Source organism: Candidatus Zixiibacteriota bacterium (assembly GCA_035574315.1).
Lineage (GTDB): Bacteria > Desulfobacterota > Binatia > UBA9968 > UBA9968 > DATLYW01.
The window spans coordinates 245267-264629 of sequence record DATLYW010000048.1 but is presented as its reverse complement, the minus strand read 5'-3'; the positions used below and the strand labels follow the sequence as shown (position 1 = coordinate 264629).

Genomic DNA, 19363 nt, shown 5'->3' with positions numbered 1-19363 from the left:
GACCGCCGGATTCTCTCGTGCCGACGCTGATCGCCGTCCGGGACGTCTCGCGCACCTTCGCGAACGCCAGCAGAACCGTGAACGCCCTGGAGCGGGTGTCGTTCGAGATCCAGGCGGGCGAGTTCGTCTCTATCGTCGGCCCGAGCGGCTGCGGCAAGAGCACGCTGTTGAAGATCGTCTCGGGGCTTCTCCCGCCCTCGTCCGGTTCCGTGCTCGTCGCCGGGCACCCCGTCCGCGGGCCCCTGGAGAGCGTCGGCATGGTCTTCCAGTCTCCAGTCCTGCTCAAGTGGCGCTCGGTACTGGACAACATCATGCTGCCGGTGGAGTTCGCGCGGCTCGATTCCGCGAGCCACGTGGAGCGCGCCCGCGCCCTGGTCCGGCTGGTCGGGCTCGAGGGCTTCGAGGACATGTACCCGTACCAGCTCTCCGGCGGCATGCAGCAGCGGGTCTCGCTCTGCCGCGCGCTGGTGACCGACCCGCAGCTGCTGTTGATGGACGAGCCGTTCGGCGCGCTCGACGCGATGACGCGCGACGAGCTCGACCTCGAGCTGCTGCGCCTTTGGGAAGAAAGAAAGAAAACGGTGCTGTTCGTAACCCACAGCATTCAGGAGGCGGTGTTTCTCTCCGACCGCGTCTTGATCATGTCGGCGCGGCCCGGTAGATTGCTCCAGACTCTCACGGTGGACCTTCCGCGGCCGCGAACCATGGAGATGATGAGCTCTCCGATCCTCGCCGAAGCTTCGCTGAAGATCCGTGGCCTGCTGGCGACCGCCGCCGGCAATCCGGAGGCCGCGCGGGGATCGACGGTGTGATTTCCGCCGCTTCCTGCGCTATGATCGCTTTTTAAGGTTCACCAGCGGTCCGTCGCATGAAATCAGGCATGACCTATGCCCGGGCCGGTGTCAGCATCGATGCCGGCGAGGAACTGGTACGGCGCATCGGGCCGATCGCGGCAAAGACCAGGATCCGAGGCTTGCTGGCGGGCGTCGGCGGCTTCGGCGGGCTGTTCGATCTGAAGAGCCGGGGCTACCGCCACCCCGTTCTGGTGTCGTCGACCGACGGCGTCGGCACGAAGTTGAAGATCGCTTTCATGATGCGGCGCCACGACACCGTCGGGATCGATCTGGTCGCGATGGGAGTGAACGACATTCTGACTCAAGGGGCGGAACCGCTTTTTTTCCTCGATTATTTCGTCTGCGGCAAGCTCGACGTGAAGATCGCCGAGTCCGTCGTTCGCGGGATCGCCGAGGGTTGCCGCCGGGCGGGGTGCGCGCTGATCGGCGGTGAGACGGCGGAGCATCCCGGCGATTTCCCCAGGGGCCAATACGATCTCGCGGGCTTCGCGGTCGGCGTGGTCGAAAGGCGGAACGTCGTCGATCCGCGAATCATCGGCCCCGGCGACGTCCTGATCGGGCTGCCTTCGAGCGGCTTGCACAGCAACGGCTATTCTCTGGCGCGCAAGGTCCTGCTCGAGCTCGGGCGGCTCAAGCTGAGCACCCGGGTTCCCGAGCTGGGCCGGACTCTCGGGGAGGAGCTGCTCGAGCCCACCCGCATCTACACGGGCGTGATGAAGAAGCTTTGGTCGCGGCGCTGGATCAAGGGAGCGGCGCACATCACGGGCGGGGGAATCCCCGGAAACCTTCCGCGCATCCTGCCGCCGACGAGGCGCGCCCATATCGACGCTCGGAGCTGGCCACGGCCGCCGATCTTCGACCTGATCCGCCGGTTGGGGCGGATCTCCCGGGAGGAAATGGACCGAACCTTCAACAACGGCCTGGGAATGATCCTCGTCGCGGCGGAGCGGCGTGTCGCCGCGGTCACCGAAGCGCTCGAACGGATGGGCGAGAGATACTTTCTCGTCGGGGAGATCCGCAAGGGCGTCCGCGGAGTGGAGTTTGTCTCTTGAGGGGGAATCCATGGCGCGACGACTTCCGATCGCGGTATTGATCTCGGGCAGCGGCACCAATCTCCAGGCGATCATCGACGCGATCGCAGCCGGGAAGCTGGACGCCGAGATCCGGGTGGTGGTGAGCAACCGGGCGGACGCCTATGGGCTGGTCCGGGCGCGCAATCACGGGATTCCGACCGAGGTTCTCGACCACAAGAGCTACCCCAGCCGCGAGGCTTTCGACGAAGCCGTCGTCGAGATCCTGCGGGCGCGCGGCGTCGAGCTGGTGGTGCTCGCGGGCTTCATGCGCCTGCTCTCGCCGGTCTTCGTCAAAGCGTACTCGAACCGGATCATGAACATCCATCCGGCCCTGCTGCCGTCGTTTCCGGGGCTCCACGTGCAGAAAAAGGCGCTGGAGCACGGGGTGCGCTTTTCCGGGTGCACGGTCCATTTCGTCAACGAGGCGTGCGACGAAGGGCCGATCATCATTCAGGCGGTGGTGCCCGTGTACCCGGACGACAGCGAGGAATCGCTCGCGTCCCGCATCCTCGAGCAGGAGCACCGGATCTACCCTCGCGCAATTCAGCTCTACAGCGAAGGCCGTCTCGAGGTGCTCGGGCGCAGGGTGCTGGTGAAGGGGTGGCCCCGCAGCGAGAACGCGGTGCTGATCGAGCCGCCCCTCGAAGGATGAAGAAGCTCAAGGCCGCACGCGTCCTCGTGGCCAAGCTGATGGTCAGCGGCGGCCTCCTCGCCTATTTCCTGACGCGCATCGATCTCGAGCGCTTCCTCGGCACGCTGGCGGCCGCGGATTTCTCCTACATCGTGCTGGCGCTGGGAGTCTACCTGACGACGCAAACGATCAGCGCGGCCCGCTGGGCGGTGCTTGCCCGGCCGCTGGGCTTCGAGATCCGCTTCCGGAACTTCCTCGTATACTACCTGATCGGAATGTTCTTCAACCTTTTCGCTCCAGGGACCGTCGGAGGGGATGTCAGCCGGGTCTACTATCTCGCTCGCGACGGGCGGCAGAGCCGGGCAGGAGGCGGGGCGGGCTCGACGCTTCACTCGGTCGTGTCGGTTCTCATGGATCGGGCCGTCGGTATGGTCGTTTTACTCTGGCTGGGGGCCCTCGGCCTGGCGCTCTTTCCGCAGTTCGCGGTTCCCGCTGCGATCCGCTCGCTGACGTTCGCGCTCGCCGGGGCAGGGGCGGTCGCCGCCGTGCTCGTGCCGTTTGTCCGGCTCGTCCTGCCACCCAACGGCCACGCGCTCGTGAAAAAGCTCCGGATCGCCCTGGGCGGCTACCGCGATCGGGTGCGCTCGATTCCGCAGGCGGTTCTGCTTTCGTTCGTGGCTCACGTGATGCAGGCCTGGATGCACGTCGTCATGGGCTGGGCCCTGCACGTGGAGATCCCGTTCGCCTACGCGATCATCCTCTATCCGCTGGTCGGCGCGTTCTCGGCCATCCCGGTCAGCCTGAACGGGATCGGGCTGCGCGAGGGGGGGTACATTTTCATGCTCGGCGTGATCGGTTTCGGTTCGGAAACCGGCATCGCGTTCGGGCTCCTGCTCCTGCTGATCGTGGCGGTCGACAGCCTGATCGGCGGAGTCGTCTTCCTGCTGCGGCGCGGGCCGGCCCCGGCCGTCATGGCGGCGGAAGCGGAGATCAGGTCAGATAGCGTATAAAGGCGGTCGCGAGACCGAGGAAAGAGAGAAAGCCGAGAGCGTCGGTGAGGCCGGTCACGATGATTCCGGAACCCAGCGCCGGGTCGAACCGCAGCGCCTTCAGGAGGAGCGGAATCACCGCACCGCTCAACCCCGCGACCAGGCCGAGGTTGAGGACCATCGCGCAGGCCAGGACCAGTCCGAGAATCGGGTTGCCTTTCCACAGGAAAGCGGCGAGCGCGATGACTGAGCCCGCGGCGACCGCCAGGCACACGTTCACCGAGACCTGGCGCAAGACGGCCTTCCACGCCGACGAAAACTCGAGCTCGCCGAGCGCGATCGCCCGGATGATCACCGTGGCGGTTTGCGTCGCCCCGTTTCCCCCCACCCCCGCGACGATCGGCATGAACGTGGCGAGCGCGATCAGCTCGTGCAGGGTTCCCTCGAACAAGGCGATGATCGAGGCCGCCAGCGTGGCCGTGGCCAGGTTCAGGATGGTCCACGGAAGCCGCATTCGGATCGATCGGCCGACGGGCGTAAAGACCCGGTCCTCCTCGGCCAACCCGGCCATCTTGTACATGTCCTCGGTGCTTTCCTCGTTGATGATGTCGATGACGTCGTCGACGGTGATGATTCCCTGCAGCCGGCCCTCCTGATCGACGACCGGCAGCGCCAGCAGCTCGTACTTCGCGACCAGCCGTGCGGCTTCCTCCTTGTCGGTCATCACGTCGGCCTTGATCGGGTCGACGATCATCATCTCCCTCAACGTGCGGTCCGGAGGCGCGATGACCAGATTGCGGATCGGCACGACGCCGACGAGCACGCCCGCGTGGTCGACGACGTAGAGGTAAAAGAAGGTCTCGAGCTCCCCGCGTTCGCGGATCCTGTCGATCGCTCCCTGAGCGGTGGTCTCCGGAGGCAGCGCCATGAAATCGGTCGTCATGATCCGGCCGACGCTGTCTTCGGGGTAACTGATCAGCTCGCGGACCTCGGCGCTCCGGTCGGGATCCAGCAGGGAAAGAACGTTCTCGCGTCGCTCCTCGGGCAGGCTGTCGATGAAGGTGACGGCGTCATCCGGATCGGCGCGAACGATGAGGCGCGCCACCTTCTCGTCGTCGATCAGGGCGAGGATGTCCGGCAGGAGCTCCGGGGGAAGCTCCTTGAGCGTCTTTTCAGCGCGCCTGGCGAAAAAAAGGATATCGAACAGCTGGCGGATCTCGGGAGGCTGGAGCCCCTTGAACAGAAGGGCGATGTCGGCGGGGTGACTCTTGCCGATCACCCGCAGCACGCGATCGGGCGTTGCGGTTCGCAGCATCGCGCGAAACGTTTCCTGATCGAGCTGCAGCGTTCGGAAATTGTTCGCCTGCGTCGCCATCCCGTTCTTTCTTAACCATTGCCAGCCGTATTTTGCAATCCGCCGCGCGGGAGCGATCGCTCCCGCGCACGCCGGGGAGCAGGCGGAGACTCGACCGGGGGGTCCCTGCGGGCAGCCCTTAAAGGGGCGTGGCGGATTTGCTATGGTTGATCCGTTTGAGCAAAGGAGAGCCAACGCCATGATCCCGAAGCGATTCTCGTTGGGCGTGTTGCTCGGTGCGGCCGTCGGGTCGGTCTGCTCGGCGCTGTCGCCGCAAGGCGGTCCGGGAATCTCTGCGGCGACTGCCGGAAATCCGGCGGGACTCGAGCACCGGCCGCCTTCGTTCGCGGCGATCGCGAAAAGGACCATGCCGGTCGTCGTCAACATCTTCACCACGACCCAGAAGAGCGGCCGGAGCGGGTCCGGCGACCCGATCGACGAGTTCTTCGGCCGGTTTTTCGGGGAGTCGGCATGGCCCGAATCGACCCAGCGCAGCCTCGGTTCCGGAATCCTCATCAGCCGAACGGGCGAGATCCTGACCAGTTACCACGTGGTCAAGCACGCCGACGTCATCAAGGTCAGGCTCGCCGATCAGACCGAGTACGACGCCCGGCTGGTGGGAAGGGACACGCGCACGGACCTGGCGCTGATCCAGATCAGAAAGCCTCAGGCGGCGCTTCCGGTCGCCCGTCTCGGCAGCTCGAGCCAGCTCGAGGTCGGCGATTGGGTGATGGCCATCGGGAACCCGTTCGGGCTGGAGCACACCGTGACCGCCGGCATCGTCAGCGCCAAAGGCCGCGCCATCGGCGCCGGGCCCTACGACAGCTTCATTCAAACCGACGCGTCCATCAATCCCGGCAACAGCGGCGGCCCGCTGATCAACGCACTCGGGGAAGTGGTCGGAGTCAACAGCGCAATCTTCAGCCAGGGCGGCGGCAACATCGGTATCGGCTTCGCGGTTCCCATCGATCTCGCCAAGAAGGTCGTCGATCAGCTCAGGAAGAACGGGCGGGTGGTGCGCGGCTGGCTCGGCATCCGCGCGAACGACGCGGCAGCCAACGGTCCGAGAGGCGGCGCCGGAGAGGTCCCGGTCGTAACGGAGGTGGCGGAAAACAGTCCTGCCGCGGAAGCAGGCATCAAGCCGGGCGACTTCATCGTCGAGCTGAACGGCAGACCGCTGTCGAAGAGCAGCGATCTGCGCCAGCTGATCGCCGACACGCCGCCCGGGCAGAAGGCGACCCTGAAAGTGATTCGCGGAAAGCTGGAGCGCGTGGTTCGGGTGAAGATTGGCGAGCTGCCCGATGACGCCGACACGCCGCAGCCGGCGGAAGCCAAGGATGCCGAGCTGGGCCTGCGCGTGCAGCCGATCACGCCGGAAGCGGCCCGCCGGCTGGGGCTGAGCTCGACCAAGGGTGTGCTGGTCGTGGAAGTCCAGCCGGGAAGCCCCGCCGATCAGGTCGGAATCGAGCCGGCGGACGTGATCCGCGAGGTGAATCAGCGACCGGTCAACGGGGTGAAGGACTTCGCAAAAGCGGTGCGCCAGGGCCGGCGCGGCGATCGCATCTTGCTCCTTGTGCAACGAGGCGACAACGCGGTATTCTTCGCAGTGAGGCGCAAGACCTAGGAGGCTCCATGTTTGGATTCGGGCTCCAAGAACTGCTGGTGATCCTGGTGATCGCCCTGGTCATCTTCGGTCCGAGCAAGCTCCCCCAGATCGGCAGCGGGCTCGGAAAGGCGATTCGCGACTTCAAGAAAGGAGTCAGCGGCGACGACGGCGAGGAGGCGGGCAAGACCACCCCGAAGGAAAATCAGAACCCGTCCAAGGACCTTCCCCCCTGAGCCGGCTCGCCCGTCGTGAGCGCCGCCGGCTCGAGTCGCCTGTGCGGTCGATCGGCCGGAAATCCCGCCTACTACTAGATGTAGCCGCGGCCGTCTTTCCTGACGCGATGCCCTTTCAACCCGATCGGCGGCCGCAGGTGACCGTTCGCCAGCTTGGTCCCTACCAGGACGGTGTACAGGGAGGACTTGGAAAGCTTGTAGATCCGCTCGACGGTGAGATCGGTCGCTTCGATGAACGGTTTGAGGCGGAGGTTGGTGCGCCATCCAAGCCGGCGCGTGAACGGATCGAGCGCTTCGGTGAGCGATCCGAGAACCGGGACATCGGTCGTGAAGTGGTTGACGATCACGATCTTTCCTCCCGGCTTACAGACCCTTTTCGCCTCTGCGATCATCCGCACCGGATCCGGGACGACGGTTACGACGTGGAACGCCATCACGTAGTCGAACGCGTTGTCCGGAAACTGCAGGTTCAGCGCGTTCATCTGCATCACCTTTACGTGGGTCCAGCCGTTCTTGCGGATTTTCTGCCGGGCACGCGCCAGCATGTCGGGAGCGAGGTCGATCCCGATAACGTCACAGTGGCGGGGATAAGCCGGGAAAGAGGTGCCGGTTCCCGCCCCCACTTCGAGGATACGGGAGCCGGGGGGCAGGTTCAGGTCTTCGATGACGCGCTGTAAGCGCGGATAAAATATCTTGCCAAAGACTTTATCGTAGAGCGGGGCCAGATCCGAATAGATTTTACTCCGGTGCGCTTCGATCTCACCCATGGGCCATCCCCGTTGCGGAAAATAGCTCAAGCATCCCGGATGTCCCGAGACTGTTTCTTGAAGAAGAGGGAAATATCCCGCCTTCGAAAGCGCCACTGCTTGCCTTTCTTGAAAGCAGGAAGAATGTTCTTGCGGGCAAACTCGTTCACCGTATCGGGGCTCACATCCAAGATAACGGCAACTTGCTTGCTGTTCAACAGCTCCTCTTCTCTTTCCACCATAAAACCCCCTCGGAGAAAAACCGCGGGCGTATCAGGCGCGGGAAAAAAGTTTTTTCCTTCTAACAAGTTCGCGCCGGACTGTCAAGGCAACTTTCGCTCCCCCAGGCCCTCGGCGGGGCGACGGTCGGGCCTCGCCCGACTGAGGAAATCGCCGGCTTGCGGCCCAGGAACGCTTCCTTTAGCATGGAGCTGAAATGCCAGCTCCGGGACCGTTGCGGTTTGTTCATGCGGAAAGTTCTTAAGTTTTTCGGCTTTGCTTTCACGACGTTTGTTCTGTTTATCGCGGTGGTCCTGGCCGCGTTCTACTATCTGGTGCAGATTGGCGAGTTGCGCCGCTTCCTCGTGAGGGAGATCGAGCGCGAAACCGGGCTGCGAGTGGAGCTGGGCCAGGCGCGCGTGGAGCTGGGCTGGATCACCGGCGCCAGCTTCCGCGACCTGGCGCTCTTCGAGGCGGGCGGACCGCGGCCGATTCTCACGGCTGCGGAACTGACCGCGCGCGTGGCTCTGGCCCCGCTTCTGCACCGGCAGCTGGATTTCTACGAGATCCGGATCGACCGGCCGGCGGGGGTTCTGGTGAGGGAAAAGGACGGCCGGGTTCCCCTGATCGACAAGCTGCTCAACCTCCCCTTCCTCGCGCAAGGCGACGCGCGGCTGAGGCTCGATCTGCGATCGATCAAGGTCTCGGGCGGCGACCTGAAGCTTGTCGACCTCCGGCGGGGAAGCGGTCAAGAGATCCTCCTGCACGATGTCCAACTGACGCTCGAACGACTCCGCAGCCGAACGGAGGCGAGCCGGGCCGAGCCGCGGACCGGTGTCGCGGGCTCCCGGCCTCCGGTGCGAGGAGGGGTAGCCTTCTCGGTCGCGAGCGGCGTCAGCTCCGGCAATTGGCGGACGGCGCTGCGCGCAAACGGCCGGGTCATCGCGACGGAAGACGCGGCAGACCTGCGAAAAGCCTACTGGCAGGGCGAGCTTCAGCTGGCGGATCTGCCGGCCGGTATGGTGCGCGAGCAGCTCGGCGAACGGTTTTCGATCCGCTCGATCGACGGTTTTCTCTCGCCGCGGCTCCGCTTTGAAGGGACCCCCGCGACCCGACTGCTGGTGAAAGGCACCGTTCCTTTCCGGCGCCTGTCGATTGAGGCCCCGGATTGGTTCCGGGGGCCGCTCGCTCCGGGCAGCGGCACGGCGGAGATCGACGTCAGCTGGCAACCGTGGGATCTCCATGTCACCGACTTCAGTCTCCGCTCGAACGAGCTGCGGTTGAGGTTCCGCGGCGAGGTTCGGTCGCTGGACAGCGAAAATCCCCGGTTGCGGTTCGCGGCTACCGTAGCCCGAACGCCGTTCGTCGTGCTGCGTAAGTACCTTCCCGCCGCGCGCTGGGCGCCCGAAGTCGAGCGCGTCGTCGCCGCCATCGAGGAGGGCGAGGTCTCGATAAAGTCGGCAACGGGCAGCGGGACGCTTTCCGAGCTCTCGGGGGGCGGGAAAGCCTATCCGTGGGACCGCGTGTCGCTCGAGGCGGAATTCGCCGGCGTGGGGGGCCAGCTCACTCCCTGGTCGCCCTTGCCGTTTCGCCGGGTGCGCGGCAGCCTCAAGGCGGAAAAGGGGCTGCTTTCGGTTGCGGGCGTCGGAGGCGAATACGGCCAGTCGCGCCTGGTACAGGCGAACGGATGGTACGGGCTTTCGCCGCCCGCGAGCGGCGCGTTCGCTTTCCAGGTACAGGCCGTGATCGACCTCGCCGAGTTGAAAGAGGTCGTTCCGCCCGATCGGCTCCCGGGCCGGCTGGCTTCCGCCCTCGCTTCGATTCGCCAGATCGCAGGGTCGGCCACGGTTTCCGCCGGTGTGAAAAAGGCGGCGCGGGGAGCGGTCGAGTGGGAAGGCGACGTGGCGCTGGATCGGGCCCGGCTGCGGGCCGGGGACGTTTCGCTTGCCGAGCTCCGCGGCTCGGTCCGCCTTGCCCCCGCCGAGATCAGAGCGGAGAAGATCTCGGCGCTGCTGGACGGGTCGCCCGTGCAGATTCGGCTGGGACTGCACGAGTACACGGCGCCGAACGGCTCCTTCGACCTGGTGATCGCTTCCGGCGGCGTCCGGGCGGAGGTCGTGTCGCGCCTGCTCGATCTGGGCGACCCGGCTCGGAGCAGCGGCCTGGTGCGGGGCTTCGTGCGGTACCGCGGGCCGCTGACGGGTACGGAGAATCGTCGGTTCTCGGGAGAGCTCGACCTGGCCAACGTTCAGCTCATGACCAGGCCGCTGCTCCAGCCCCTGCGCGAGCTCAACGGGAAGGTCCGGATCGAGGAGGCGGGAATCGAGGTGGAAAATCTCAAAGGGCTGCTCGCGGGATTTCCGGTCACCTTCAGCGGCCGATGGCGTTATCGTGAGGAGCCGCGGCTCCTTTTCGATTTCGCGGCTCCGAATCTCGATCTGGGCTACCTCTTCGCGCAGATCGATCCGGAATCGAGCGAGTTTTACGCGAAGCTCCGCGCCTCCGGACGGATTCGACTGGGCCGGGGTCGCCTGAAGGCGTTCGAATTCTCGGACTTCAGCTCCGATGTCGTCATCGACCGCCGGGTCTGGAAGCTCGACCGCGTGACCATGCGCGCCGCGAGCGGAGCCATCGAGGGGACGGTGACCGTTGCAGACAGGCCGGACGTCCTCGCCTTCAGCATCGACTCGCGGCTTCAGGCGGTGCCTGTGCAAACGTTGCTGCGCTGGCTGGAGATCGAGAACGCGGAGATGACGGGCAAGGCTCACGTCAAGGGGAGCCTGGAATCGATTGGCAAGGACGGGGCGGAGCGGAAGCGCAACCTGAACGGGGCCTTCCACCTGCGGATCGAGGACGGCACCATCCAGCGTTTCCGCATCCTGATCCAGATCCTCAACCTCCTGGACCTTTCGCGCTGGTTCACCTTGAAGCTCCCCGATCTCACCAAACAGGGGATCCGCTTCCGCAGTATCACGGGCGATTTCAGGGTGGAAAAAGGAGTGTACACGACGCAGAATCTCGTCGTGGACAGCGACGATCTGCGCATGACCGGATCGGGGAAGATCGACGTGCCCAACGACAATATCGATTTCGTCATGGCGGTGCGCCCCTTCGCCGGGATCGACACCGCCATCAGCTCCATACCGCTGATCGGGCGCGGCATCGCGGCGATCAAGAATTCCTTTCTGGTGGCCAGCTTCAATATCAACGGGCCGATCGACGATCCGACCATCACGCCGGCGCCGCTGAGCACGCTTTCGGAAGTCTTCTTCAGCGTTCTCGGAGTGCCGAAGAAGCTGATTCCCTTTATCGGCGAGGAAAACAAGGGGACGCCTGCCGGAGCCGAGCCGGGAGGGCCCCGGGAAGAGGCGAGGCCGCCGGCGGCGCCGTGAAAAACGAAATCGTTCTCTACACCCGGAAAGGTTGCTGTCTCTGCGAGGAGATGAAAGAGATCGTACGTTCAGTGACGGCCCGTCGCGCGCTGGACTGGCGCGAGATCGACGTGGACGAGGACGAGACGCTGCGCGAGCGCTACGGCCACGAGGTGCCTGTGCTGTTCGTGAACGGCCGCAAAGCGTTCAAGTATCGCGTGACCGCAAAGGAGCTGGAACGGCATTTGAGCCAAAGGGCCTGAGCGGTCCGTCGGCTGGACGGCTCGGGGCTCGAAGGAGAAGAGATGGCCAGTCCAATCGTCTGGTGCGACATTCCGGTCGTCGACCTGGAGCGCGCGATCCGTTTCTATTCCGCGGTGCTCGGAGCAAAGGTCGAGAAGCGCGAGCTCGGCGGAGCGGTGCTAGGGGTCCTGCCCCACCGGGACGGCGAGACGGGAGGCTGTCTGCTCGCGGGCGGCGCGCATGCCCCGTCGGCGCACGGGCCGACGGTCTACCTCAACGCGAACGGCCGGCTGGACGACGCGATCGCCGCGGTGGAGCCCAACGGCGGCAAGGTGCTCGAGCCGAAACGCTCGATCGGCCCGTTCGGCTTCCGCGCCATCGTTCTCGACAGCGAGGGGAACCGCCTGGCGCTGCACTCCGATTGAGTGCGGCGCTACTCCCCGTCGACGCGGCGTCTGGGCCGGTCCGACTGCGCGAGGATTTTCTTCCGCAGGCGGATCGATTGCGGAGTCACCTCGATCAGCTCGTCGTCGGCGATCCATTCGATCCCGTCCTCGAGCCCCATCTCCCGGTGCGGCGTGATGAGGATGTTCTCGTCGCGTCCGGCGGCGCGGATGTTGGTCAGCTTTTTCTCCCGGCAGACGTTGACGTTGAGGTCGGCGGCGCGCGAGTACTCGCCGACGATCATTCCCTCGTAAACCCGCGCCCCCGGCGGGATGAACATCGCCCCGCGCTCCTGCAGGTGGAAAACCGCGTAGGGCGTGGCGACTCCTTCGCGGTCCGCGACCATCGCTCCGTTGGCGCGCGCCTGAATGGGGCCGTGCCACGGCATCCAGCCGTCGAAAAGGGCGTTCGAAATGCCCGTACCCCGGGTGTCGGTCAAGAAGCGGCCGCGAAAGCCGATCAGGCCGCGGGAAGGGACCGTAAACTCGAGGCGCACGCGGCCCGAGCTCCCGGTGTTCATCTTGACCATCTTTCCCTTGCGGACGGCAAGCAGCTGGGACACCACGCCGATGAACTCCTCCGGGATGTCGACCACCAGGAGCTCCGTCGGCTCGTGGAGCACCCCCCCGATCTCGCGCGTGACCACGGCGGGTTTTGAGACCATCAGCTCGTAGCCCTCGCGGCGCATCGTCTCGATGAGGATGGCGAGCTGGAACTCGCCCCGCCCGGTGACCTGGAAGGCGTCGGGCTGCCCCGTTTCCGCGATCCTCAGGCTGATGTTCTTCTTCTGCTCAAGGAACAGCCGCTCGCGGAGCTGGCGCGAGGTGACGAACTCGCCCTCGCGGCCGGCCCACGGCGAGGTGTTGGCGCTGAAGATCATCGCGATCGTCGGCTCGTCGACACGCAGCGGCGCAAGCGCCACGGGACGCTCGGGGTCGGCCAGGGTATCACCGATCGTGATGTCCTCGATGCCGGCCACCGCCACGATATCGCCCGCCTCTGCCGACGCGACCTCGACCCTTTTCAGACCGTCCCAGGCGTAGATCCGGGTGACCTTCACGGCCGCCCGCGTTCCGTCGGCCCGGCAAAGAGCGTACGGCCCGGGCGTCAGGCGGCCGCTCTTGATCCGGCCGATTGCCAGCCGGCCAACGTAATCGTTGTAATCGAGGTTGTTGGCTTGAAACTGCGCCGGCGCGTCGGGATCGACCGCCGGCCCGGGAAGCGTGTCCACGATCAGCTCGAAGAGCGGCTCGAGATCGACGCCTGGCCGCGCGAGGTCGCGCGTGGCCGTGCCGGCGCGCGCGTTGGTGTAAACCACGGGGAAGTCGAGCTGGTCCTCGGTCGCCTCGAGGTCGATGAACAGATCGTAGATCTCGTCCAGCACCTGCCGGGGCCGCGCGTCCGGGCGGTCGATCTTGTTGATACAGACGAGCGGCGGAAGGCTCGATTCCAGCGCTTTTTTCAGGACGAAGCGGGTTTGCGGCAGCGGCCCCTCGGAGGCGTCGACCAGCAGCATGACGCCGTCCACCATCGCCAGGGTCCGTTCCACCTCGCCTCCGAAGTCGGCGTGCCCGGGCGTGTCCACGATGTTGATCTTGATCCCGCGGAAGCGAACGGAGGCATTCTTGGCCATGATCGTGATGCCACGCTCGCGTTCGAGCTCCATCGAGTCCATGACGCGCTCCGCCACCGGCTCGTTGGCGCGAAAGATGCCGCTCTGGCGGAGCAGGCCGTCGACCAGCGTGGTCTTTCCGTGGTCGACGTGCGCGATGATCGCGATGTTGCGGACGTCCGGGCGCCGGGCGAGAGTCGGCGAAGTCATGCGTGCTTTATCGGGGACCAGCCGCTCCTTGTCAAGCGCGCCGGCGCGCCACGCCGCCAAAAAGACGTTTTCTTGCTTCGCCTGGCGCCGTGGAGTATTTTTAACGTTCAGGCCCATGGGGCGGTTGATCATCTACCTGCGGCGCTACCGCGCGCGCTACCTGCTCGGCGCCCTCTGTCTCGTTGCCACCACGACGCTGGTCATGTGGATCCCATGGTGGATGCGCGAGGCGGTGCGCGCCATCGAGCACGGCGGGCCGCTGAGGGACGTCGCCTTCTACGCCGGCTTGATCGGCGCTGCCGCGGTGGCCCAGGGGATCGTGCGCACCTGGTCGCGCGCCCTGATCTTCAACGCCGGGCGCAACGTCGAGTACGACCTGCGCAACGACCTGTTCGCTCACCTACAGAAGCTGCCGCCGTCCTTTTACCATTCGCAGCGCACAGGGGACCTGATGTCCCGGGTGATCAACGACATCTCGGCCGTGCGCGTGATGCTCGGGCCGGGGATCCTGAACTTCGTCAACGCGCCGCTCTACTACGTCTACGCGCTCGCCCTGATGTTCTCCATCGACGCGCGAATGACGCTGGCCGCGCTCGCGCCGTTTCCGCTGCTGATCTTCGCGGTGCGGCGCTTCCGCGGCCGGATTCTCAAGAGCTCCCTCGAGGTGCAGCAGCAGATGTCGGTCTTGAGCAGCCACGTACAGGAGAACCTGAGCGGCATGCACGTCGTCAAGGCGCACGCGCAGGAGGCCCATCAGACGCAGCGCTTCGTGGAGCTGAACGACGTTTACCAGGAAAAGAGCCTGGAGCTCGCCCGGATGCGCGGCATCATCACGCCGGTGATGCAGGGGGTGAACGGGCTCACGGTGCTGGTGGTGATCTGGTACGGGGGAATGAGGGTGATCCGCGGCGACATTCTGGTAGCGGACATCGTCGCTTTCGTGGCTTACCTGAACGTGCTCGCCTGGCCGACGGCCGCGTTCGGCTGGATGCTCTCGCTGATCGAACGCGGCCGCGCGGCCATGGAGCGGCTGGAGGAGATCTTCAAGATCCAGCCCGAGATCGCCGAGCCCGCCGAGCCGGTCAAGGTGACCGGGCTGGAACGCGGCATCGAGGTCCGCGACGTGACTTTCGCCTACGATCGGCAGAAGAACGGCCGTCCGGCGCTGCGCGACGTCAACCTGCTCCTGCCCAAGGGTCGAACCGTGGCCCTGGTCGGGCGGATCGGCTCGGGGAAGAGCACCCTGGCGCAGCTTCTCCCGCGGCTCTTCGATCCGGCTTGCGGCACGATCCTGTGGGACGGGCAGGACCTCCGCCGCCTGTCGCTGCGCGACCTCCGGCAAACGATCGGCTACGTGCCTCAGGACCCGTTCCTGTTCTCGACGTCGCTCAGGCGCAATCTGACCTTCGGGCGCGAGGACGTCGGGGAAGAAGAGCTCGAGCGCGCCGTCCGGTTGGCGCGGCTCGACCGCGATCTCGAGGCTTTTCCGGACGGGCTCGACACGGTCGTCGGCGAACGCGGGGTGACGCTCTCGGGCGGCCAGAAGCAGCGGGCGACGCTGGCCCGCGCGCTGGTGATGGATCCCCCGGTGCTCATTCTCGACGACTGCCTGTCGAGCGTCGACGCCCAGACCGAAGCCGAGATCCTCGCGGGCATCCGATCGATCCTCAAGCAGAAGACCTGCCTCATCATCTCCCACCGGATCTCCGCCGTGAAGGATGCCGACGAGATCCTCGTGATGGACGAGGGCGAGATCGTCGAACGGGGGAACCATGAGGATCTGATCCGCAGGGGCGGGGTGTACGCGGAGATCTACGAACAACAGCGTTTGACGGAGGAGCTGGAGCGGATCTAGATGGACCCGGTGGAGCAGCGCGAAGAAAGCCTCGGCCGCGCCTACGACGCCCGCCTGATCAGGCGCCTCTGGGCCTTCATGCTTCCGTACCGGCGGCTGTTCTGGCTCGCGATGCTGCTCCTCCCGCTGCAGCAGGCGTTCGGACTGGCACAGCCCTATCTGATGAAGGTCGCGATCGACCGCTTCATCGCGGCCAGGGACTTCTGGGGGCTGCAGAACGTCGGCCTGCTATTTCTCGGTGCGCTCGCCGGCGAGGTCGCGACGCTCTTCTTCCATTACTACCTCACGATGCTGGTGGCGCAGCGGTGCCTGGCGGATCTGCGCGTGGCGATCTTCTCGCACGTGCAGAAGCTGCCGATGGGCTATTTCGACCGCAACCCCGTAGGCAGGCTGGTGACGCGGATGACCACCGACGTCGACGTGCTCCAGGAGATGTTCTCGTCGGGGGTCATGACGCTGATCTCGGACTTCGTCATGGTCGCCTGGATCGTCGCGATCATGTTTTACCTCGACGTCGGCCTCGCTCTGGTCTCTCTGGCGTTGATCCCGCCCATGGCGCTGGCGATCAACTTTTTCCGCGTCAAGGCGCGCCAGACCTACCGCCAGATCCGGGAGCGCATCGCGCGGATCAACGCCTATCTCGGCGAGGCGATCACCGGGATGGCGGTGATCCAGCTCTTCGCCCGGGAGGCGCGAAGCTACCGGGAGTTCGACGCGCTCAACGCCGCTCACCGCGACGCTTACCACATGTCGAACCTGTACGAAGCGGCGCTCTACTCGATGGTGGAAGCCGCGGGCTCCGTGAGCGTGGCGCTGCTGCTCTGGTGGGGCGGCGGCGAGGTGCTGCACGGCGCGGTCGGCATCGGCACGCTGGTCGCGTTCAAGGAGTACATCCACCGCTTTTTCGTTCCCTTGCGGGACTTCAGCCAGAAGTACGCGGTCCTGCAGTCGGCGATGTCGTCGGCCGAAAGGATTTTTCAGCTCCTGGACACGCCGGTCTCGATCGCCAGCCCGAAGCGCGCGGTCGTTCCCAGACCGTTTCGCGGGGAGGTGGTGTTCGACGATGTCTGGTTTCATTACAGGCCGAACGAGCCGGTGTTGAAAGGGGTGAGCTTCCGCATCGAGCCGGGGGAGCGGGTGGCGGTCGTCGGGGCGACGGGGTCGGGAAAAACGACCACGATCAAGCTGCTCAATCGCTTCTACGAGATCCACCGCGGCTCGATCCGGGTGAGCGGCGTCGACGTGCGCGACTGGGACCTGCACGCGCTGCGGCGACACATCGGCGTGGTCCTGCAAGACGTCTTTCTCTTTTCCGGAGACGTGGCGAGCAACCTCCGTCTCGGCGACCGCTCGATCCCCCTGGAGCGGGTGGTCGAGGCGGCTCGCCACGCGAACGCCGAAGGCTTCATCCGGAAGCTGCCGCAGGGCTTCGCCTCCCAGGTGCGGGAGCGCGGCAGCAACTTCTCGGCGGGCCAGCGCCAGCTTCTATCCCTCGCTCGCGTGCTGGTCTTCCAGCCGGACATCCTCGTCCTGGACGAGGCGACCTCGAGCGTCGACACGGAGACCGAGGCGCTGATTCAAGACGCGCTGGAGAAGGTGATGCGCGGCCGCACCTGTCTGGTGATCGCCCATCGGCTCTCGACGATCCGCAACGCCGACCGGATCGTCGTGCTGCACCACGGGGAAGTGCGCGAGAGCGGATCGCACGGGGAGCTGATGGCGCGGAAAGGAATCTACCACCGCTTGTACCAGCTCCAGTACGAGCGCGAGGAGCTGAGGCTCGCCGGACGAGTGACGGCCTGAACGGGTATGAACCGGGTTGCGACCGAGAGCCGGACCGACCGCCGTGGGACGCGCCGCCTCGCCGCCGCCTGGGGGCGGGCGCTGCGGCCGGCGTCGGCGGGGGCGCTCGTCGCTGCCATGCTCGCCTCCTGCTCGCCGCTCTACGTCATGCGGGCGGCTTACGAAGAAGGGAAGATCCTGTGGCGCCGCGAGCCGATCGCAAATCTCCTCAAAGACCCGGCGATGGACGGGGATCGCCGCGAAAAGCTCGCTCTGGTGCTTGCCGTTCGCGAGTACGCCCGCGACGTTCTCAAGCTGAACGTCGGCGGCAGCTACGCTTCGTACTCCTACGTCGACCGCGCCGATCTCTCATATGTGCTCACCGCCGCCCCGAAGACGGAGCTCCGGCCCTATACGTGGTGGTTCCTGATCGTCGGTCGGGTGCCTTACAAGGGATTTTTCTCGAAGGAGGCGGCGGCAGCGGCCGCCGAGGAGCTCAGGGCTGAAGGCTACGACACCCACGTCCGCATCGCGCCTGCCTTCAGCACGCTCGGGTGGTTCGACGATCCGTTGCTGGACCACCTGCTCAAATACGACAAGGTCGCGCTCGCGGACGTGGTCTTCCACGAACTGTTTCACAATACGCTGTACGTCAAGGGCGCGGGCGCCTTCAACGAAAGCGTGGCCAATTTCGTCGGCGGGCGCGCAGCGATCGATTTCTTCCGCGCCCGGTCCGGCGAAGGCAGCCCGGAGCACGAGCGAGCGATGCTCAGATGGGCCGAGGAGCTGGAGTTCGCGGACTTCATCGAAGCGCTGGCAACGGAGCTGACGGATCTGTACGCGCGGGAGATTCCGTACGAGGACAAGCTGAGAGCGCGCGAGGCTGTCTTCGATCGCGCCCGGCGGGACTGGCAAGAGCGGACGGCGGCCCGCCCCGGCCATCGCTTTCGAGGGTTTTCCCGCCAGGAGCTCAACAATGCCGTGCTGATCAATTTTATGCTTTACCTCAAGAATCTCAGGCTCTTCGAATCCGTCTATCACGCTCTCGGGCAGAGCCTGCCCGCGGTCATCGCGTCGGTGCGGGACGCGGTCGATGGCGGCGGCGATCCGTTCGAGAAGGTGCGGGCGCTGATCCCCGCTCCGGCGAGCTCAGCCGGCCAGTACAGCCTTGCACCGGGCGATCGCCTGGATGTGCTCGGACGCTGAGGCCAGCCCGGCCTTCATGGTGTTGACCGAAAGGTGAGTCGCTCCGAGCTCTGTCCAGGCGTGGAGCTGTCGAAGCCAGGTTTCCTCGATTTGGCCGGCGACGGAGATGCGCCCTTCGATGCCGATTTTTTCGGGATCTCGTCCCGCCTCGCGCGCGTACGAGCGCACCCGTTGGATGGCGGCCCGACAGGTTTCGTCGGGGGCGAGCAGCGGGAACCAGCCATCCCCCAGGCGCCCGACCCGCCTGAGGACGCGTTCGTGGCTCCCGCCGAGCCAGACCGGAATCGGCTTTTGGACCGGCGGCGGATTGATGCCGGCGTCGGTGATCTTGTGCCATCGGCCGGAGTAGGTGATCGCGTCCCCCGTCCAGAGCGCGCGCAGCACCTCGATCTGCTCCTCGCACCGGCGGCCGCGGTTTGCGAAGTTTTCCCCGAGAGCCTCGTACTCGACGGGGTTCCAGCCGATTCCAACCCCGAGCCGCAGCCGGCCCCCGCTCAGGACATCGAGGGCGGCCGCCTGCTTGGCGACGAGCGCGGTCTGGCGCTGCGGCAGGATCAGGACTCCAGTGACCAGCTCGATGCGCTTCGTCAGGCCCGCCAGGTATCCGAAAAGAACGAAGGGCTCGTGGAACATATCCCGGTAGCTATAGGGCGGATTCCAGCCCGGTCGGCTTGTAAGATTGGCGCCCAGCACGTGGTCATAGGCGAGAATGTGGTCGTAGCCAAGCGACTCCGCCGCCTGGGCGAAGTCGCGGATGGCGATCGGGTCCGCGCCGATCTCGGTCTGGGGAAAAACGACGCCGTAACGCATGGTTTTACTCCTGTTCGATCGCCCCGATCGTTTGGGGCTTGATTTCCGCCCCGGCCGTACGCAAATTAGCCGCGAACCGCAAGCTTGACTTAAGTTAGCCATTTCATAGGATGGGTGCAAAGGGA

The 19363-nt window shown here is 65.6% G+C and carries 17 protein-coding genes; 12 read left to right on the top strand and 5 right to left on the bottom strand.

Annotated elements, in window-relative coordinates; translation table 11 throughout:
- The first annotated feature begins 17 nt into the window (after positions 1 to 17).
- Genes VNN77_17630 through VNN77_17615 form a run of 4 tightly spaced genes read left to right on the top strand, consistent with a single transcriptional unit; the run spans position 18 to position 3568 of the window.
- Positions 18 to 812: an ABC transporter ATP-binding protein gene (locus VNN77_17630; protein HXG53221.1), complete on the top strand. Its 795-nt coding sequence runs from the start codon at positions 18 to 20 to the stop codon at positions 810 to 812.
- 56 nt (positions 813 to 868) lie between these two features.
- The gene (gene purM, locus VNN77_17625) at positions 869 to 1906 is read left to right on the top strand and encodes a phosphoribosylformylglycinamidine cyclo-ligase (protein HXG53220.1); all 1038 of its coding nucleotides are present in this window, start codon (positions 869 to 871) and stop codon (positions 1904 to 1906) included.
- Between the two features lie 10 nt (positions 1907 to 1916).
- Positions 1917 to 2579: a phosphoribosylglycinamide formyltransferase gene (gene purN, locus VNN77_17620; protein ID HXG53219.1), complete on the top strand. Its 663-nt coding sequence runs from the start codon at positions 1917 to 1919 to the stop codon at positions 2577 to 2579.
- Positions 2576 to 3568 carry a lysylphosphatidylglycerol synthase transmembrane domain-containing protein gene (locus VNN77_17615; protein ID HXG53218.1) on the top strand — a complete coding sequence of 331 codons (993 nt, stop codon included), beginning with the start codon at positions 2576 to 2578 and terminating at the stop codon, positions 3566 to 3568. The genes purN and VNN77_17615 overlap by 4 nt, the downstream gene beginning before the upstream one ends.
- Here the strand turns inward: VNN77_17615 and mgtE are convergent.
- Positions 3549 to 4922: a magnesium transporter gene (gene mgtE, locus VNN77_17610; GenBank protein ID HXG53217.1), complete on the bottom strand. Its 1374-nt coding sequence runs from the start codon at positions 4920 to 4922 to the stop codon at positions 3549 to 3551. The two genes, VNN77_17615 and mgtE, sit on opposite strands and share 20 nt — an antisense overlap.
- A 178-nt stretch (positions 4923 to 5100) precedes the next feature.
- Between mgtE and VNN77_17605 the strand changes: the two genes are divergently transcribed.
- Both VNN77_17605 and VNN77_17600 read left to right on the top strand, forming a co-directional pair.
- Positions 5101 to 6525 carry a Do family serine endopeptidase gene (locus tag VNN77_17605; protein HXG53216.1) on the top strand — a complete coding sequence of 475 codons (1425 nt, stop codon included), beginning with the start codon at positions 5101 to 5103 and terminating at the stop codon, positions 6523 to 6525.
- Between the two features lie 8 nt (positions 6526 to 6533).
- Positions 6534 to 6740, top strand: coding sequence for a twin-arginine translocase TatA/TatE family subunit (locus tag VNN77_17600; GenBank protein ID HXG53215.1), 207 nt, complete (start codon positions 6534 to 6536; stop codon positions 6738 to 6740).
- A 74-nt stretch (positions 6741 to 6814) separates the two neighbouring features.
- Here VNN77_17600 and VNN77_17595 read toward each other — a convergent pair whose 3' ends face one another.
- Both VNN77_17595 and VNN77_17590 read right to left on the bottom strand, forming a co-directional pair.
- A complete protein-coding gene (locus VNN77_17595) occupies positions 6815 to 7507 on the bottom strand; it encodes a methyltransferase domain-containing protein (GenBank protein HXG53214.1) in 693 nt (230 codons plus the stop codon).
- 26 nt (positions 7508 to 7533) lie between these two features.
- Positions 7534 to 7728, bottom strand: a complete 195-nt coding sequence (locus VNN77_17590) for a helix-turn-helix domain-containing protein (GenBank protein HXG53213.1) — start codon at positions 7726 to 7728, stop codon at positions 7534 to 7536.
- Between the two features lie 225 nt (positions 7729 to 7953).
- Here VNN77_17590 and VNN77_17585 point away from each other — a divergent pair, with 225 nt between their 5' ends.
- The 3 genes from VNN77_17585 to VNN77_17575 are packed head-to-tail and all read left to right on the top strand — an operon-like array spanning position 7954 to position 11744.
- Positions 7954 to 11097, top strand: coding sequence for an AsmA-like C-terminal domain-containing protein (locus VNN77_17585; protein ID HXG53212.1), 3144 nt, complete (start codon positions 7954 to 7956; stop codon positions 11095 to 11097).
- Entirely contained in the window at positions 11094 to 11339 is a 246-nt protein-coding gene (locus VNN77_17580; protein HXG53211.1) for a glutaredoxin family protein, read from the top strand. The genes VNN77_17585 and VNN77_17580 overlap by 4 nt, the downstream gene beginning before the upstream one ends.
- Before the next feature lie 42 nt (positions 11340 to 11381).
- Complete coding sequence (locus VNN77_17575) at positions 11382 to 11744, top strand: VOC family protein (GenBank protein ID HXG53210.1); 363 nt, start codon at positions 11382 to 11384, stop codon at positions 11742 to 11744.
- Positions 11745 to 11752: 8 nt separating this feature from the next.
- Here VNN77_17575 and typA read toward each other — a convergent pair whose 3' ends face one another.
- Positions 11753 to 13585, bottom strand: coding sequence for a translational GTPase TypA (gene typA, locus VNN77_17570; protein HXG53209.1), 1833 nt, complete (start codon positions 13583 to 13585; stop codon positions 11753 to 11755).
- Between the two features lie 115 nt (positions 13586 to 13700).
- Here typA and VNN77_17565 point away from each other — a divergent pair, with 115 nt between their 5' ends.
- Genes VNN77_17565 through VNN77_17555 form a run of 3 tightly spaced genes read left to right on the top strand, consistent with a single transcriptional unit; the run spans position 13701 to position 18428 of the window.
- Complete coding sequence (locus VNN77_17565; protein ID HXG53208.1) at positions 13701 to 15440, top strand: ABC transporter ATP-binding protein; 1740 nt, start codon at positions 13701 to 13703, stop codon at positions 15438 to 15440.
- Positions 15441 to 17243, top strand: a complete 1803-nt coding sequence (locus tag VNN77_17560; GenBank protein ID HXG53207.1) for an ABC transporter ATP-binding protein — start codon at positions 15441 to 15443, stop codon at positions 17241 to 17243.
- A gap of 6 nt (positions 17244 to 17249) precedes the next feature.
- Positions 17250 to 18428, top strand: coding sequence for an aminopeptidase (locus VNN77_17555; GenBank protein HXG53206.1), 1179 nt, complete (start codon positions 17250 to 17252; stop codon positions 18426 to 18428).
- Here the strand turns inward: VNN77_17555 and VNN77_17550 are convergent.
- Complete coding sequence (locus tag VNN77_17550) at positions 18372 to 19238, bottom strand: LLM class F420-dependent oxidoreductase (protein ID HXG53205.1); 867 nt, start codon at positions 19236 to 19238, stop codon at positions 18372 to 18374. The genes VNN77_17555 and VNN77_17550 overlap by 57 nt on opposite strands.
- Between the last annotated feature and the right edge of the window lie 125 nt (positions 19239 to 19363).